The sequence below is a fragment of the Paenibacillus oralis genome (assembly GCF_003863965.1).
In the GTDB taxonomy this organism is placed as follows: domain Bacteria; phylum Bacillota; class Bacilli; order Paenibacillales; family Paenibacillaceae; genus Fontibacillus; species Fontibacillus oralis.
Genome location: NZ_RRCN01000001.1, coordinates 6,065,116 through 6,081,917, shown reverse-complemented (window position 1 = coordinate 6,081,917; position 16,802 = coordinate 6,065,116). Strand labels below are relative to the sequence as shown.

General features: G+C 56.6%; 12 protein-coding genes. 10 read left to right on the top strand and 2 right to left on the bottom strand.

The features are described 5' to 3' along the window. Positions 1-60 precede the first annotated feature (60 nt). The 6 genes from EHV15_RS27090 to EHV15_RS27065 all read left to right on the top strand — a co-directional run bounded on the left by EHV15_RS27090 (position 61) and on the right by EHV15_RS27065 (position 7,970). Positions 61-1,245, top strand: a complete 1,185-nt coding sequence (locus EHV15_RS27090) for a glycerate kinase (RefSeq protein WP_128633966.1) — start codon at positions 61-63, stop codon at positions 1,243-1,245. Between the two features lie 20 nt (positions 1,246-1,265). After that, positions 1,266-2,633 (top strand): glucarate dehydratase, encoded by a 1,368-nt coding sequence (gudD, locus tag EHV15_RS27085; protein ID WP_128633965.1) that lies wholly within the window; start codon positions 1,266-1,268, stop codon positions 2,631-2,633. A 463-nt stretch (positions 2,634-3,096) separates the two neighbouring features. Next, positions 3,097-4,020 carry a 2-hydroxy-3-oxopropionate reductase gene (gene garR / locus EHV15_RS27080; RefSeq protein WP_128633964.1) on the top strand — a complete coding sequence of 308 codons (924 nt, stop codon included), beginning with the start codon at positions 3,097-3,099 and terminating at the stop codon, positions 4,018-4,020. Positions 4,021-4,040: 20 nt separating this feature from the next. After that, positions 4,041-4,940 carry a 4-hydroxy-tetrahydrodipicolinate synthase gene (gene dapA, locus EHV15_RS27075; RefSeq protein WP_128633963.1) on the top strand — a complete coding sequence of 300 codons (900 nt, stop codon included), beginning with the start codon at positions 4,041-4,043 and terminating at the stop codon, positions 4,938-4,940. A 133-nt stretch (positions 4,941-5,073) separates the two neighbouring features. Continuing rightward, the gene (locus EHV15_RS27070; RefSeq protein WP_178075975.1) at positions 5,074-6,225 is read left to right on the top strand and encodes a CdaR family transcriptional regulator; all 1,152 of its coding nucleotides are present in this window, start codon (positions 5,074-5,076) and stop codon (positions 6,223-6,225) included. A gap of 419 nt (positions 6,226-6,644) precedes the next feature. Beyond that, entirely contained in the window at positions 6,645-7,970 is a 1,326-nt protein-coding gene (locus EHV15_RS27065; RefSeq protein WP_128633961.1) for a gluconate:H+ symporter, read from the top strand. A 54-nt stretch (positions 7,971-8,024) separates the two neighbouring features. Here EHV15_RS27065 and EHV15_RS27060 read toward each other — a convergent pair whose 3' ends face one another. Beyond that, positions 8,025-8,741 (bottom strand): MerR family transcriptional regulator, encoded by a 717-nt coding sequence (locus EHV15_RS27060; RefSeq protein WP_128633960.1) that lies wholly within the window; start codon positions 8,739-8,741, stop codon positions 8,025-8,027. Positions 8,742-8,891: 150 nt separating this feature from the next. Between EHV15_RS27060 and EHV15_RS27055 the strand changes: the two genes are divergently transcribed. The 4 genes from EHV15_RS27055 to EHV15_RS27040 all read left to right on the top strand — a co-directional run bounded on the left by EHV15_RS27055 (position 8,892) and on the right by EHV15_RS27040 (position 15,350). Continuing rightward, complete coding sequence (locus tag EHV15_RS27055; RefSeq protein WP_128633959.1) at positions 8,892-9,866, top strand: ATP-binding cassette domain-containing protein; 975 nt, start codon at positions 8,892-8,894, stop codon at positions 9,864-9,866. After that, entirely contained in the window at positions 9,863-10,714 is an 852-nt protein-coding gene (locus EHV15_RS27050; RefSeq protein WP_128633958.1) for an ABC transporter permease, read from the top strand. The genes EHV15_RS27055 and EHV15_RS27050 overlap by 4 nt, the downstream gene beginning before the upstream one ends. 291 nt (positions 10,715-11,005) lie before the next feature. Next, positions 11,006-14,563: an S-layer homology domain-containing protein gene (locus EHV15_RS27045; protein WP_128633957.1), complete on the top strand. Its 3,558-nt coding sequence runs from the start codon at positions 11,006-11,008 to the stop codon at positions 14,561-14,563. 157 nt (positions 14,564-14,720) lie between these two features. Continuing rightward, positions 14,721-15,350 (top strand): YfbR-like 5'-deoxynucleotidase, encoded by a 630-nt coding sequence (locus EHV15_RS27040; protein ID WP_128633956.1) that lies wholly within the window; start codon positions 14,721-14,723, stop codon positions 15,348-15,350. 329 nt (positions 15,351-15,679) lie between these two features. On the opposite strand, the gene EHV15_RS27035 is transcribed toward EHV15_RS27040, so the two are convergent. Then, positions 15,680-16,684 (bottom strand): serine hydrolase domain-containing protein, encoded by a 1,005-nt coding sequence (locus EHV15_RS27035; protein ID WP_128633955.1) that lies wholly within the window; start codon positions 16,682-16,684, stop codon positions 15,680-15,682. Positions 16,685-16,802: the final 118 nt, after the last annotated feature.

Genomic DNA, 16,802 nt, shown 5'->3' with positions numbered 1-16,802 from the left:
GTTTTACTTTCGCTGAGGAGATTTTGGTTGCAGGCAAAGAGAGACGGTAGGAGTGATGGAATGAAAATTTTGATTGCGCCCGACTCGTATAAAGGCAGTCTCAGCTCCAAGGCGGTGGCGGACTGTATGGAACAGGGCGTTCTGGAAGTGGTGCCCGAAGCGGTGATCCGCAAAATACCGATTGCCGACGGCGGCGAAGGCACGGTGGAAGCGATCCTCAGCGCTGCCGGCGGCGAATGCCGAAAACTGGAGGTTGTCGGCCCGCAGGGCGATCCCGTGATCGCCGAGTACGGCATCTTCGACGAGGGGCGTGCCGCCGTCATTGAAATGGCATCCGCTTCGGGGCTGACGCTGGTTCCGGCGGAGCGGAGGAATCCGCTGACGGCCACGACCTACGGCACCGGACAGCTCATCAAGGCCGCGCTTGACGCAGGCTGCCGGCAGCTCATCATCGGCATTGGGGGCAGCGCCACCAATGACGGCGGCATCGGCATGGCCCAGGCGCTGGGCGTGCGCTTTCTGGACGCGGCGGGCGCGGAAATCGGCTTCGGCGGCGGCGAGCTGCAGCGGATCGCCTCAATCGATACGGCGGGGCTTCATCCCGGCGTCGCCGGCTGCGAAATTACGATTGCCAGCGATGTGACCAATCCGCTCTGCGGGGAGCAGGGAGCCGCGCGCATCTTTGGCCCGCAAAAAGGCGCCACGCCGGAGATGGTCGCCAGGCTTGACGACGGCCTGAGGCATCTGGCCGGGATCATTCGCGAACAGCTTGGCGTCGATATCGCCGGCGTGGCCGGCGCCGGGGCGGCGGGCGGTCTCGGCGCGGGACTGATCGCCTTCCTGGACGCAGGCATGGCCCGGGGAATCGACATTGTGATGGAAGCCGCGCGATTTGCCGAAGAGGTCCGCGATGCCGATCTCGTCCTGACGGGTGAAGGACATACCGATGCCCAGACGGCGTTCGGCAAAACGCCCGCCGGTGTGGCCAAACTGGCCAAGCTGCACAACAAGCCGGTGATTTGCGTCTCGGGCGGAATTGACGCGGAAGTCCGCGGCATGTACGACAGCGGCATTGACGTGGTGGTAGGGGCTACCCAGGCCCCGATGACGCTGGAGCAGGCCATCGCCCAGGCGCCGGCCAACATCCGCCACGCCGTTTCCTCCGTTTTGCGTGCCATGCTCATTCCGCAGCGGTACGGCTCCGGAATCCGGGAAGAGGCAACGCGCGCTTCGGGGAAGCTCTGATCACGGAAAGGAGAATCGATATGTTGAATCAAACAGCAAAACAAGAGAAGCCGGTACTGCATGGTACGCCCGTCATTACCGGAATGCGGGTGATTCCGGTCGCCGGACGGGACAGCATGCTGCTGAATTTAAGCGGCGCGCACGGTCCCTATTTTACCCGCAACATCGTGATCCTGGAAGACAGCTCCGGCCATACCGGGGTCGGCGAGGTGCCCGGCGGGGAGAACATCCGCCGGACGCTGGAGGATGCGCGAATGCTGGTGATCGGGCAGTCCATCGGCACCTATAACCGGATTTTGGCCCGGATGCGGACGGCATTTGCGGACCGTGACGCCGCCGGGCGCGGTCAGCAAACCTTTGACTTGCGCGTCGCCATTCACGCCGTCACCGCCGTGGAAGCCGCTCTGCTCGATCTGCTCGGCCAGTACCTGGGCGTTTCGGTCGCCGCGTTGCTCGGCGAAGGCCAGCAGCGCGAGCGGGTGGATGTGCTCGGTTACCTGTTTTATGTGGGAGACCGCACCAAAACGGATCTGCCCTACGCCTCCGAGCCCGACAGCGAGGTGGCCTGGTACCGCCTGCGCCATGAACAAGCGATGACGCCGGAATCGATCGTGGCGCTGGCCGAAGCCGCCTATGATAAATACGGCTTTGGCGATTTCAAGCTCAAGGGCGGCGTGCTGCGCGGCGAAGAGGAAATCGAGGCGGTCACCGCGCTGGCGGAACGTTTCCCGGATGCGCGCATTACGCTTGATCCGAACGGCGGTTGGCTGCTGAAGGATGCCGTGCGCCTGTGCCGCGACCGGCATCATGTGCTCGCCTACGCCGAGGACCCGTGCGGCGCGGAAGGGGAATATTCCGGCCGCGAGATTATGGCCGAATTCCGCAGACAGACCGGCCTGCCGACGGCCACGAACATGATCGCCACGGATTGGCGGCAGATGGCCCACACGATCTCGCTGCAGTCGGTGGACATCCCGCTGGCCGATCCGCATTTTTGGACGATGCAGGGCTCGGTGCGGGTGGCGCAAATGTGCCGCGAATGGGGACTCACCTGGGGGTCGCACTCCAACAATCATTTCGATATTTCACTGGCGATGTTCACGCATGTGGCCGCGGCGGCTCCGGGTGAAATAACGGCGATCGACACGCATTGGATTTGGCAGGAGGGCGCCGAACGTCTCACCAAGGAACCGTTCCAAATCGCCGGCGGAGCGATCGAGCTGCCGGAAAAGCCGGGGCTTGGCGTGGAAATCGATATGGAGCGGATCGAGCAGGCCCACAACCTGTACAACAGCATGGGCTTGAACGCGCGGGACGATTCCGCGGCGATGCAGTACCTTGTGCCGGGCTGGAAATTCGACAACAAGCGTCCTTGCCTGGTGCGATGATTGTAAAAAGGGCTGGCTGATAGGAAAGTGGACAATAAGAAGGACGGCTATTAAGAAGGCTGACTATGAAGGTTCACTAGTAGACGATTCTGGAAATAACGTTAGCATGATGGCAAGTGAAGACTTGAGAAAACGGCAAAATTAGCCTATTGAAGATCTCGGGTGACAACATAAAGGAAAAAAAGGGCGCTATTTCAGCGACATCCCCTATGTTGCGTAAACATAGAGGAATTTTATGGCGCTATTTTCACGATTTAGTGGCAAAAGGCCGCCTTTCGACCTGTTCATCGAAAAATAAGACCCAAAAATTCCCCTATGGTGATGAATAGGCTCAAATTCGGAAAATAAGACCCAAAAATTCCTCTATTTCATGGGGATGATACTGAGCACAAGACTAATATAGAACAATGCGATCCATGGCCCCGTCCGCAGATAAGCTATATTATTTCCGGATCATTCTACTATGAAGGTTGACTATAAAACGGGAGGAGAAATAAAGATGAAGACAATCGGATTTATCGGACTGGGAATCATGGGCAAACCGATGAGCCTCAACCTGATCAAGGCGGGCTACAGCCTGGTGGTGATGGACCGCAACCCTGAGGCGGTGAAGGAGCTGCAAGCAGCCGGAGCGAAGGCGGCCGCTTCTCCCAAAGAAGTGGCCGGGCAGGTGGATACCGTTATCACCATGCTGCCGAATTCGCCGCACGTCAAAGAAGTCGTGCTTGGCGAAAACGGCATCGCCGAAGGGATCAAAGCCGGGTCCGTGGTCATCGATATGAGTTCCATCGCGCCGCTGGTCAGCCGCGAAGTGGCGGCGGCGCTGGCGGAGCGAGGGATTTCCTTCCTGGACGCCCCGGTCAGCGGCGGGCAGCCAAAGGCGATCGACGGCACCTTGTCCGTGATGGTCGGTGGAGACAAAAAAGTGTTCGAGCAAAGCTATGACCTGCTCAAGGCGATGGCCGGTTCGGTCGTGCATACCGGCGACGTTGGATCCGGCAACATCACCAAGCTGGCCAACCAGGTGATCGTCGCCCTCAACATCGCCGCCATGTCTGAAGCGTTTGTGCTGGCAAGCAAAGCCGGCGTAGAGCCCGAGCAGGTATTTCAGGCGATCCGCGGCGGCCTGGCGGGAAGCACGGTGATGGAGGCGAAAGCGCCGCTGGTGATGGACCGCAAGTTTGACCCGGGCTTCCGCATTGACCTGCATATTAAGGATTTGACCAACGCGCTGGACACTTCCCATGAAATCGGGGTGCCGCTGCCGCTGACGGCCTCCGTGCTGGAGATGATGCATGCGCTCAAAGCCGACGGCCTCGGGACCGCCGATCATGGGGCGCTGATCCGCCATTATGAGAAAATGGCCCATACCGAAGTCAAACGATAATTAGCGAGGTGAGCGATGAAATGGATACCAGCTTTATTCGCGGGGTTATTCCCCCGATTGTAACCCCGGTCGACGACGAAGAGCGGCTCGATGAGCAGGGGCTGCGCCGCATTGTGGACCATGTGATCGAAGGCGGCGTACACGGCATTTTGGCGCTTGGCAGCAATGGCGAATTTTTCGCACTGGACCCGGAGGATCAACAGCGGGTGGTGGCGGTCACTGCCCAGCAAAGCGCAGGGCGTGCTCCCGTCTACGCGGGAATCGCGGCGATTTCAACGCGGGAAGGCATAAAGCAGGCCCGCAAATACGAAGAGCTTGGCGCGCGGGCGATCTCGATCCTGCCGCCGATGTTTATTACGCCGACACAGGATGAACTATTTGACCATTTTAAGAAAATCGCAGAAGCGACCTCATTGCCGGTACTGTTGTACAACAATCCGGACAAAGTCGGCAACAACATTACCCCCGCCCTGCTGGAGCGGCTGGCCGAAATTCCGAATATCGTGGGGATCAAAGACAGCAGCGGCGATCAGACGCTGACCGCCGAATACATCCGCCGCACCAGAGCCCAGGGATTTAAGGTGCTGGCGGGCAGGGACATCATGATTTTAAGCACGCTCGTCTACGGGGGCGCCGGCTGCGTGGCGTCAACCGCCAACGTGGTGCCGCGGCTGGTCGTGGAAATTTACGACAAGTTCATGGCAGGCGACATCCAGGGGTCCCTGGAGGCGCAGTACAGGCTGGCTCCGCTGCGGATGGCCTGGAACCTTGGAAGCTTCCCGGTGGCAACGAAGGATGCGGTCAATTTGATCGGACTTCAGGCAGGCAAGCCGATTTTGCCCAATACCTCTTGCTCGGAGGAGAATCTGGGTAAGATCCGGGGAATTTTGGAAGGGCTTGGGGCCGTTCGGTCAAGTTAAAGTCAAAGTCAATAAAAAATTGAAAATTTAGGTATGGAACCTGTCCATGATGATGAATCATGCAGGGAACCGGGCCAGCTATTGTAACAACGATAGTTGGCCTGTCCTATTTTTGCGCCTGGAGGGGATTCGGATGAAAATAACGACCGAGCTGGCCTTGCCTATCGTAGTCCAATTGATGTCCGTCATGGAGTTCAATATCAACATTATGGACGATCAAGGGGTTATCGTCGCCAGCGGGGAAACGGAGCGGATCGGCAGTCTGCATGAAGGCGCGCTGCAGGTGCTCGGCTCCAGAAAACAGGTGCTGATCGGCGAAGAGGAATGCCTGAGTCTGCCGGGCTCCAAGCCCGGAGTCAATCTGCCGATTGAATTTCAGGAGAACATTGTCGGCGTTGTTGGGATCACCGGCAATCCCGACGAGGTGTACCGATTCGGAAAGATCATCAAGATGAACGTGGAGGCGCTCCTGCAGCAGATCCATATGAACAAGCAGCTGCACTTCCGCAAGATGGTGCTGGAAAGCTTTATTATGGAGCTGATCAGCCCGTATGAATTCTCCGAAAAGAAGCTGCGGATGACGGCTCGTACGCTGCAGATCGACGTCAATGCCGAACGCAGCGTGATGGTCGTGGAGATCGAAGAGTTGAAATGGCCGGAAGAGACGGTAAGCGGGGAGATGCTGCAGAAAACAGGTGAGCGTAAGGAACAGTTTTTGAACGATCTCAAGGCGATGGTCAGTATGCAGGCGCTATACGCCTATGTGGAGGACGGCGCTTTTTTTATCGCCATTCCCGTAAGCGATTTCCTCCAGCCCCTGGTCGGCAAAATTGAAGCTTGTCTGCGCCGGCGGGGCTACCGTTACTGTATCGGTGTTGGACATCCGCGCAGCGGTCTTGCGGGGTACAAGCAATCATACGGCGAAGCCCGCCGCTGCATACGCCTGAGCCGAAAATTCGGACGGCAGCCGCAGAGCGCCAGCTTTATCGATGATTGGGGAATCGTTCCTTATCTTGAGATGGTGCCGCCGGAAGCGAGAACGGAATTTTTGCAAAAATACGGGTTGTTTCCCCAAACGCTTAACGAGGAGTATAAGCTGACGCTGCGCACGTTTCTGGACTGCGACCTGAATGTGAAGCAAACCGCGGGCTTGCTGCACGTACATAGAAATACCCTGTTTTACCGTCTGGATAAAATATCCCAACTCCTGCAACTGGATTACCGCAAATTCAACGATCTCGTCAAAATGAAGCTGCTGCTTACATTCGAACGGCTGCAGGAGTAGGAAAGAGCCCCAGGCCCGCTCGCGGCTGTTCCGGTTTGAGCGGCGCCGCAAACCCTTGTTCTGAAGCACAATTTTCCCGTTGAAATACGCCGCCGATTTTGGATGGGCAAACAATGTGAACAAAGGAACATGCTGTTATATTTTAACTATACCGGAGAGCGGGATGAGCTTGGAGCAGTGATGATAAGACATATTTCGCAAGAGGCATGCGCACCGCGGCAATTTTCCGGGAAGCGGCGCAGGCCAGAGGAAGCTATTATCTGCGTGTTGCTCAGGCGTCTCGTTGAAAGCGCTTACTGAAAAGTTTTGATCATGGCATAGAGAGGAGAGACGTTTGTGTTCAGAAACCGGAAAGTGCTTACATGCTTAACCCGGATTAACTCACTTAACCACAGAATGGATGATTGGAGGAATAGACGATGCCGTTGTTAATCGTTGCGCTAGGGGTGGCGCTGCTGCTTGTGCTGATGGTGGGCTTTAAGCTCGAAGGCTTCATTTCGCTCGTGCTTGTCGCCATTGTGGTCGGTTTGCTGAACGGCCTGACGTTATCGGATGTGGTGAATTCGGTGGAAGAAGGGATCGGCGGGCAGCTCGGCCATCTGGCGCTGATTATCGGCTTTGGCGCGATGCTCGGCAAGCTGATGGCCGACTGCGGCGCCGCGCAGCGGATCGCCATGACGCTGACCGCCAAATTCGGCGAAAAAAGACTGCAGTGGGCGATTCTGATTACCGCTTTTGTGCTTGGCGTTACCCTGTTTTTTGAAATCGGCTTCATCCTGCTTATTCCGATCGTCTTTACGATTGTTTCGCGGATGAAAGTGAACCTGATGTATATCGGCCTGCCGATGGCGGTGGCATTGTCCACGACGCACAGCTTTCTGCCGCCCCATCCGGGACCGGCGGCCGTGGCCAGCGTGTTTGGTGCCAGCATGGGCAAGACGCTGCTGCTCGGGCTGGTCATCGCCATCCCTTCGGCGATTATCGCGGGGATATTTTTCTCGAAAACGAAATTGATCCGCGGCATGAATCCCTCGATTCCGGAGGGGCTGTACAACACCAAGGAGTTTACGGAGGAGGAAATGCCGAGCTTTGGCGTCAGCCTGTTCACCGCGCTCGTGCCGATTGTGCTCATGGCGGTGCTGGCTGTTGCCGAAATGGCGATGCCGCAGGATTCCGGCGCCTTTAAAATGATCGCTTTCTTTGGGGAATCGGGGATTGCGCTGTTGATTTCGGTGCTGATCGCCATCTATACGTTTGGCATTGCCCGCGGGCGCAAAATGAAGGATATCATGGGCAGCGTCGGCTCCTCGATGAAATCGATCGCCACCATCATGTTCGTCATCGGCGGCGGGGGCGCTTTCAAGCAGGTGCTGGTGGACAGCGGGGTTGCCGATTATATCAAAGATATAATGACCGGTCTTGACATTTCGCCGCTGATTCTCGCCTGGATTATCGCTGCCGTGCTGCGGCTCGCCCTGGGATCGGCCACGGTCACCGTGATGACGGCTTCCGGCATCGTGCTGCCGCTGCTGGGCATGAGCGGGGCTAATCCGGAGCTGATGGTGCTGGCCACGACATCGGGCAGCGTTATTTTTTCCCATGTCAACGATCCGGGCTTCTGGATGTACAAAGAATACTTTAACCTGTCGCTGCTGGACGCGATCAAATCAAGATCCGTTTATACGACCATACTGGCGGTCTGCGGCCTGCTTGGGGTATTGGCCCTGAACGCGGTGATGCAATAAGCGCCGGCCGCGGGGCGATCCGCATTATCGGTTTAATAACTCTGCGGATCGCCCTTAAGTTCCTTTTTGTTCCTCGGCTTCCGTCAGCCCGATCAGCCGGTCCAAATACCGGATGCCGCGCATGCGCATGCGGTTTACCCCGTTCAGGTACTGCAACGAATCCCTGGCCATCCGCCGCGCCTGTTCCAGATTGTTGTGATCGAGCTCCCGGATCACTTCCTTGATGAAGTCCAGCGACCACACCGCTGCGCGCAGCGTCCCGATAATGAGAATCCGGCGGATCTGTGCGGGGCTGAATGACCGGTATCCGTTGTCCGGGTTGCGCGACACCTCAATCAGGCCCCGTTTCTCCCAATGGCGAATGGCCGAAGCGGGGATCATCGTTTCTTTGGCGATCTCCCCGATCGTCATCCAGCGTTTTTTTCCCCGAGTGTCCAGATGATCCAGTTCTTTCGTATCGAGGATTTGAATCGTTTTCTCGGCTTTCTGCCTCTCCTTATGAAGCTCCGCTTGCGCCTCGTTCACCATCCACAAGGCTTCGTCGACTTCCTTTTTGAGCAGCTTTTTGAGCACGGCTTTCGTCGTATCCATACCGAACCCGAGACTCATGGCGCGAATGCATTCGAAATACGCCACATGAAGCTCCGTATAGATCCGGTAACCGTTAGGCCCCCGCTCTACGGGTGGAATGATGCCCCAATCCTCGTAATGCCTCAGCGCGCTGGTGCTGATCTCCAGCTTCTTGGCGATATCGATCGGCCTTAGGTTCATGGGCTCTCGCCTCCTTAACTTGAAAGATTAAAGTGCATGGTAAAGTTGTTGTCTACTTAATCTCTGATATAACGGGAATTTAGAAACGATAACCTTAGCACTTGCATAAATGTCATAAGATTAAGGTATCAAAAGCAAAAGGAGGAAGCAATGGGACTGAACGAAAACGCAATTGAAGTTGGCGGCTTGAGAAAATCTTACGGGAATGTGGAGGTGCTGCGCGGAATCGATTTGAAGGTGGCGGCGGGAAGTGTCTACGCCGTCTTGGGTCCGAACGGGGCTGGCAAAACGACGCTAATCCGCATTCTCTCCACCTTGCTGCGGCCGGATGCCGGTTCGGTGCGAATATTTGGACTCGACGTAGGCCGGGATGCGGACGCCGTTCGCGGGCGTATCGGCCTCACCGGACAATTCGCCGCGGTCGACGAAGGTCTTAGCGGCCAGGACAATCTGGCGTTGTTTGGCCGGCTGGCCGGCTATAGCGCGCACGAAGCTAAAGCGAGAGCGTCCCGGTTATTGGAGGCTTTCGGCCTGGCGGAAGCCGGCAATCGGCCGGCCGGGAAATATTCCGGCGGCATGCGCAGGCGGCTGGATATCGCCGCGGCCATGTTGGCCGCTCCGGATCTGCTGTTTCTGGACGAGCCGACGACAGGGCTTGATCCGCGCAGCCGAAACGAGGTGTGGAGCATCGTCCGCGCCTTGGTGGCAAGGGGGACGACCGTCCTGCTGACGACGCAGTATCTGGAAGAGGCGGATCAACTGGCCGGCCGGTTGGCCGTTATCGATCGCGGCATCGTGATCGCCGAAGGCACAGCCGCCGAATTGAAGGCCTCGGTCGGATCGGGGACTGTGCACATCCGCCTGGCAAGGGCCGATCAGCGGGGAGACGCCGAACAGGTGCTTCAGCGGGTGTTAGACGGCACTGCGGTGCGGCGGCATCCCGATCCGGCGGCGTTGTCAGCTGCGGTAGCGGAGCAGGCGTTGGCGGCGGCCGCTTTGGCCGAACTGTCCCGGTCGGGGATTCAGACGATTCAGTACTCGCTCGGTCAGCCTAGCCTCGATGAAGTGTTTCTGGCCTTGACCGGCCATCCTGCCGAGGAAGCAAAGGAAGGGGAAAACGTATGATGAACTTGAACGCGGATGAGCATATGAGCTTTGGCGAGTCCAAGCTGCTGGAGGTCCTATCCGAAGGCGCGCCGCCCAAGCGGCCGAATGCGCTGCAAGCCGTTGCGGCGTTTACGTGGCGGGCGGTGAAGGGGACATTATCGCAGCTCCCGTATATGGCGATCGACGTGCTGATTTTCCCGGTGATTTTTCTGCTGATCTTCACCTTTATGTTCGGCGGGGCGATCTCCGGCTCCACGGGAAATTACCTGCAGTTCCTCTTGCCCGGGATGCTCGTATATACCGTTACGACGATGACGGTGTATATCGGGATCGGGATTAAAACCGACATCGACCGCGGGGTGTTTAACCGGTTTAGAACGCTGCCGTTTTGGCAGCCAGCCGCGATTATCGGCACGATGCTGGTCAATTTGCTGACTTACGCCGCCGCATTGGTGACGACGGTCGTTTTCGGCATGGTTCTCGGATTCAGGCCGGAGGGAGGTTTGATCGGGGCCGTTCTGGCGCTGCTCCTGGTCGTGATGTATGCCTTCAGCGTCAGCTGGATTTTTGCCTGGATTGGGGTTGTCGCCAAAAAACTCGAATCGATCACCAGCATGACCTACATTGTGCTGTACCCGCTGATGTTTACGAGCAACGTGTTTGCGGACACATCGACGATGCCGGACTGGCTTGGCGGAATCGTGGCTTGCAATCCGATCAGCCTCGCGGCCACGGCCGCCAGGGGACTGATGCACGGAACGGCCGGCCAAGCGGATCTGCTTCCTGCGTTTGCGGGGATGGCGCTGTTCATTCTGGTGTTTGCTCCGCTGACATTCCGGCAGTACAGACGAAAAGCTTTTGAATAATTTGAACTTGGGGAGGGTGCGATGGACGATTTTTTCGAAATCCGGGGTGGTAGAAGACAGATTTCCGCGGGTTGATAAACATGCTGATTGGATATATCCAATAGAACTGAAAATGAGTGGTGAATACAGTATTGTGATTGGATTTTTCCAATTGAAGGTCACCGTTCGCAACAATGATTCAAAAATGTTTCAATTTTTAAGAGATTGGTTTACTTTGCCACTCCCCTTTTTTTATACTCTTATTTGAAATTCATCATTAATAGATACTAGCTATCTAGAAGGAGAGAAGTGATGGGTATAGGTATAAAATATAAGGCGGCATTGGTCTTGCTTGCCGTGCTGCTGCTGATCCCCGCGAGTCCGTTAATGGGATCCGGGCGGGCGCTTGCCGCTTCCCCGCAGGGCCTAGCGGCCGACCTTGAGGGCCATTGGGCCGGGGACGTCCTGTCCCGTTGGCTTGAACAGGGGTTTATCTCCGGCTATGCGGACGGGAAGGTCAAACCCGATCAGCCGGTGACGCGCGCGGAGTGGATGGTGATGGTGAACGGGCTTTTGGGCATTGACCCCGAAGCAGAAACGGAAGCGGCATCCTTCACCGACGTGAAGCCGAGGGCGTGGTTTGCCGCAAATGCCGCCGCTGCGGTCCGGCAAGGGTACATCACCGGCTACCCTGATGGAACCCTCCGGCCGAATGCCCCGGTAACGAGAGCCGAAGCGGCCGTAATGCTCGGCCGGTTAGCCAAGCTTGAGCCGGCGGCCGAGCTGGCGTCTTTTAAGGACGCGCTTCCGGCATGGAGCAGCGGTGCGGTCGGCGCCGTCGCCGGTGCCGGCTGGATGAACGGCTATCCCGACGGCACGTTCCGCGGAGCAGCGGTGCTTACCCGGGCTGAGGCGGTCGTCACATTGGATCGGACGCTCGGGGTAAATATTGGCCTGGAGAGCGAAAGCCTATCCGGCGATATGGATCGTCCGGGCGTTTACGGTCCGGTTGAGGGAACCGCGGAAATCGCCGGCGATGCGGTTATCGAAGCGGACGGGATTACGCTGAGGAATACCGTTGTTAAAGGGAATTTGACTTTAACGGAGGAAATCGGCTCCGGGGAAGTCCATTTGGAAGGTGTCACTGTCGAGGGAGAACTTCGCGTAAACGGCGGCGGGCCAAACAGCGTTTATTTGCAGGACACCGCGGCTAAACGGGTGACCGTGAGCAAGAAGGATGGCCAAGTCCGGATCGTCGCCTCCGGCAAGACCACCTTGGAAACGGCGGTGCTGTCTTCGGGAGCGATTCTGGAGGAGAATGGGCTGACCGGGGGAGGGCAAGGTTTCGTGCTTATCGATGTTGCTACGGAAGTGCCGAAGTCATCTTTGGTGCAGCTTCGCGGCAATGCCGAAACCGTTCGGATCGCGGCGTCCGGTATTCGTTTCGAACTGCTGTCCGGGCAAATCGACAGGCTTGAAGTGGGAAGCGGAGCCGTGAACAATCTTGTTTATTTGGCTCAAGGCACGATAGTGATCGTTGCAGAGCTGAATAGCGCGGTTACTTTTGAGGGGCCGGGCCAGGTTTTGCAAAAGCTATTGCCTGGCGGTTTGCAGGTTCGCGGCGGACGGTCGCATGGAGGCGGAGGTTCAACGGCGCCGACTACGCCGACCGATCCAGGTCCGACAGACCCAACGGACCCGCCCGACCCGGAACCAACGGTGACGGAACTGGTGTACAGTCCTGAGGCGTTGAAATTTGATGCCGTACGGACCGATGCCAGTGTTACATTGAAGGCAGTGCTAAGCAATGGTAAAAAAATCGACGTTACTGATGCGGCTGATTGGTTCACCGAGGATGAAACGGTGGCGACCGTCGCGGGCGGGACCGTCACTTCGCAAGGCGAAGGCGAAACCTGGATCGGTGCTGAATACGGCGGGTTAACGATGCGGATTCCGGTTAAGGTCGAGCCGGAGACAACGCCAACGCCGACGGTGACGGAGCTTGTATACAGCCCCGGCGAGTTGAACTTTGATGAGGTCGGTGAAGAGGCTGGCGTCACGCTGAAGGCGGTGCTTAGCGATGGCACGGAAGTTGACGTGACCGAAGCGGCCACATGGTTCACCGAGGATGAAACGGTGGCGACTGTCGCGGGCGGGACCGTCACTTCGCAAGGCGAAGGCGAAATCACGATCGGCGCGGAATACCGCGGGTTAACGATCCGAATACCGGTCAAGGTGACGGTTACGCCGGAAGCCACGCCGGCATATCGGGTGACGCTGAGCGGTACGCCGGATGGCCCGATTGCCGGCTCGGACATGAATGTCACCCTGCGCGTTGAAAAATCCGACGGCAGCCTGGACACAGGCTTCTCCGGTATGAAAAAGCTGACGTTCACAGGGATTCGGCAAGCGCCGGACGGCAGTTACGGCAGCTTGTCCGGGACATCCTTGCCTAGCAGTTCGGGCGAAGCGAATGTCAGGTTTGAGGCAGGCGAAGCGGCCGTTTCTATCACCTTGAATCTTGCGGATACGCAGCTGCTAACGTTTGCGGTGGACGGCGTGGTCCAGCCGGCGGCGGAACTTGCGATTAAGCCGGTTCCTGCGGCTGCGGCAGAGCTTCGCATCGCAACTCAGCCAAGCGATTCCGCCATCAGCGGGGAAATCTTCCCGGTTCAGCCCGTCATCCGTGTGCTGGATGCTTTCGGCAATTTGACGAACGAGCCCCTGACCGTCACGGCCAGCGTGGGCAGCGGGGCGGCAACGCTTATGGGGACAGCGGCTGTCCAAACGGTAGACGGAATCGCCTCCTATACAGATCTTGGGTTGGCAGGGGACAACTCCGCAATCTCGCTGCAATTCACGGCGGGTTCGCTGCCTTCGGTCTCCAGCACGCCGATTGCGGTCCATGCTTTTTGGTCGGGCGACGGGACGGCCGGTTCGCCGTATGTGATTACCTCGGCGGCCCAATTGGATAATGTCAGGAACCATTTAAACGGCCATTTCGTCTTGGGCGACGATATCGATTTAAGCGGCTACAGCAGCGGTCAGGGCTGGGTGCCGATCGGCACCGATATGGCCGGGTTTACGGGAACCTTAGACGGCCAAGGATATACCGTTCGCCACTTAACCTCGCTTCGTCCTGCCGGTGGGTTGATCGGATTGTTTGGTTATCTCGACGGGGCTACAATCAACAATTTGAACCTCAGCGACGTAACCATTTCAGGTTATATATACGTAGGAGGGTTGGCAGGTTATATGAAATCCGGGTCTGTAAGCGGAGTTCATGCGGAAGATGTAACCATTGCCGGGGCTTCCAATAATCTGCTTTACGCCGGCGGTCTCCTTGGAAGAATGGAAGGAGGGACGCTCAGCAGGTCTGCGGCCACCGATGTGAACCTCAGTGCCACTTACTATTTGGGTGGACTTGTCGGCGTGACCGATGCTGCTTCCTCCATATCGGAATCGTATTCTACGGGGGAAGTGTTCGTAAATGGCGCCAATTTGGGCGGGCTGGTTGGCACTCATTACGGTACGATCTTCGACTCTTATTCGCTTGCCAACACTACGGGAGCAGGTTCCGTAGTGGGTGGTCTCCTTGGCACAAACAGAGGCATGGTATTCAATTCCTATGCTGCCGGAAGCATCAACAGCGCCGGATTTGCTCTTGGCGGACTCGTCGGGGACAGTATGGGTTCAGTATGGGGCTCTTATTACGACTCGGACACCACCGGGCAAACCGACACCGGCAAAGGCACGCCGAAAACAACGGCGGAAATGCAGCAACAGGCCACCTTTGCGGGCTGGAATTTTGGTTCGATCTGGGCGATCGACGCCGGCGGCTATCCTTATTTGCGGTGGCAGCGGCCATAATCGCTATCTTACTTTCATATCGGGGCTATGTTCCGGGGATACTATTGTATCCGGAGCGTAGCTCCTTTTTTGGGCTGTTTGCCGGAGTTGATTATTCGTTAACATTCCCTGTCTATACTAGGAGTACATATATCTAAAAAGAAGGATGGCTGATAAGATGGGCATTCATACTTATTTTCGGTCGTTGAACGAATTGGAGCGAATTTATCGCTGTCCGGGAAAATTCAAGTTCGAGGAACACAGCGTTGCCGAGCACTCCTGGAAAGTTGTGCAGTACGCCAAAACACTGGCCGATATCGAAGAACGCCATGGGGCGCAAATCGATTGGAAGAAGCTTTATGAGATCACGAGCAGCCACGATTACGGAGAGATTTTTATCGGCGATATCAAAACCCCGGTCAAACATTACTCGATGGAACTGCGCAATCTGATCCTGCAAGTTGAAGAAGGCATGGTTCATCATTTCATCGAAGAGCACATCCCCGATGAGTTCAAGAGCATTTTCCGCAATCAATTGCGCGAAGGCAAGGACGATTCGGTTGAGGGACTGATTCTGGAGGTCGCCGACAAGCTGGATCAAGTCTACGAGGCGTTCGCCGAGATGCAAAGAGGGAACACGGAAAAAGAGTTTGTCAAAATGTACCGCGATGCCCTGGTAAAAATTAAAAACATCAAGCTGAAATGCGTCGATTATTTTCTCAGCGAAATTTTAACCGACATGGTGAACGAAGGGGGAATGTCGCCGATTGATATCAAACGGATCACGCAGGAAGCGTTGGAGAGCTGAATCATGCTCTAGAATTAGCGCCATTTCTATGCTAACGGTTGTCATAGTGCTTAATAGGCCAAAAAAACGAAGGTTTCTTTTCTAAAGGTTGTATGCGTGCTTATTTAGGCGAAACAGCCTCTTTACGTGTGAAAAAAGAGAAATAAGCTCGCTGGCAACCGTTACATTTTGTAACCCCTCGTTTTTGGCCGAATAGCGTCGCTCACAACCGTTAGATTTTTCGCGCTTTTTTACGCACCCGCACATTTCTTTATTTCGTTGAACTCTTTTTATAACTCAACTTTCGTGGACCCAAAGTCGGTTTAACCACTGATGCAGCGAAAGTTTAGTTATAACAAATACGGCGCAATAAACTGCCGGAATACGTCGGCGGGGGGCCGGTCTCTTTTGCGCTTGTCGTCGGTCAGCACCACGACGGTTTCCAGACTTGGGATGACGTAAATAAAATTTCCGCCGTAACCGCGGGCGTAAAAATAATCGAAAGCGGGGGATGAGGAGGAAGCGGTGAAGTGGCCGCCATCCCGCGCAGGATCTGAAGCAGAAGTCATGTTGTTCTCCATTGAGCCTGCGGCCGGCAGCCAGGTATCCGTCCACCAATGCCAGGCATAGCAGCCGCGGCGGGGGGCTTCGACGCCGATTGCCGGCTTAACGGAATGCGAGACCGTCACAGGCGAAATCAACGGCTTGTCTTCCCAGACTCCCCCTTGCAAATAAAGCTGCCCGAACTTCAGCATGTCGCCGGGGCGAAGCCACAGTCCGAAACCGCCGGTATGCACGCCCTGCGGATCTTGCTCCCATTTGTACGCTTCGATGCCAAGCGGACCGAACAGGTGTAGCTCGGCAAAGCGGGCGGCCGGCAGTCCTGCGGCTTGGACCAAAATGGCCGAAAGCAGCTGCGATGCGCCGGAGTTGTATTCCATCCGGTCGCCGGGGCGGTCGGACATCGGCTGCTCAAGCGCGAACCGTACCCAATCCGGGGACCGGGTCATGCGCGGAAACGAGTTGTGGCCACCAAACTCCGTCCAGTTGAACCCTGCCGACATCATCAGGAGATGCCGCAGAGTGATTTGCCGCTTGCGGGGATCGTCATCCTTGTCCAAAAGCTGCGGAAAAAATTCACTTATCGGCGTATCCGCCGAAGGCAACAGTCCCCGGTCAAAGGAGATGCAGATCAGCGCGGACAGGAAGCTTTTGGTGCAGGAGTTGATTTTGGCGATTTGCCCGGCCGTCTGCCGATTCCGGTAATGTTCGAACACCAGCCGGCCTTGCCTGCTGATTAAGCAGCTTCTTAAATTTACCGGCGCAATGGCCGAAGCGATGGATGATAAATTCATCGATAACGTAAGGGATACTCGAGACTTTAGTCATGAGAGGAAATTGCGTAGTCTCCACCTCACTGACAAGCTATATTCCTTTACTTCCTCCCTTCAAAATATTGCAAAGACATTACTA

Bases quoted from the DNA above. Each gene is read 5' to 3' on its own strand.
- EHV15_RS27090 (WP_128633966.1), top strand. From the start codon at position 61: ATGAAAATTTTGATTGCGCCCGACTCGTATAAAGGCAGTCTCAGCTCC.
- gudD (WP_128633965.1), top strand. From the start codon at position 1,266: ATGTTGAATCAAACAGCAAAACAAGAGAAGCCGGTACTGCATGGTACG.
- garR (WP_128633964.1), top strand. From the start codon at position 3,097: ATGAAGGTTGACTATAAAACGGGAGGAGAAATAAAGATGAAGACAATC.
- dapA (WP_128633963.1), top strand. From the start codon at position 4,041: ATGGATACCAGCTTTATTCGCGGGGTTATTCCCCCGATTGTAACCCCG.
- EHV15_RS27070 (WP_178075975.1), top strand. From the start codon at position 5,074: ATGAAAATAACGACCGAGCTGGCCTTGCCTATCGTAGTCCAATTGATG.
- EHV15_RS27065 (WP_128633961.1), top strand. From the start codon at position 6,645: ATGCCGTTGTTAATCGTTGCGCTAGGGGTGGCGCTGCTGCTTGTGCTG.
- EHV15_RS27060 (WP_128633960.1), bottom strand. From the start codon at position 8,741: ATGAACCTAAGGCCGATCGATATCGCCAAGAAGCTGGAGATCAGCACC.
- EHV15_RS27055 (WP_128633959.1), top strand. From the start codon at position 8,892: ATGGGACTGAACGAAAACGCAATTGAAGTTGGCGGCTTGAGAAAATCT.
- EHV15_RS27050 (WP_128633958.1), top strand. From the start codon at position 9,863: ATGATGAACTTGAACGCGGATGAGCATATGAGCTTTGGCGAGTCCAAG.
- EHV15_RS27045 (WP_128633957.1), top strand. From the start codon at position 11,006: ATGGGTATAGGTATAAAATATAAGGCGGCATTGGTCTTGCTTGCCGTG.
- EHV15_RS27040 (WP_128633956.1), top strand. From the start codon at position 14,721: ATGGGCATTCATACTTATTTTCGGTCGTTGAACGAATTGGAGCGAATT.
- EHV15_RS27035 (WP_128633955.1), bottom strand. From the start codon at position 16,684: ATGAATTTATCATCCATCGCTTCGGCCATTGCGCCGGTAAATTTAAGA.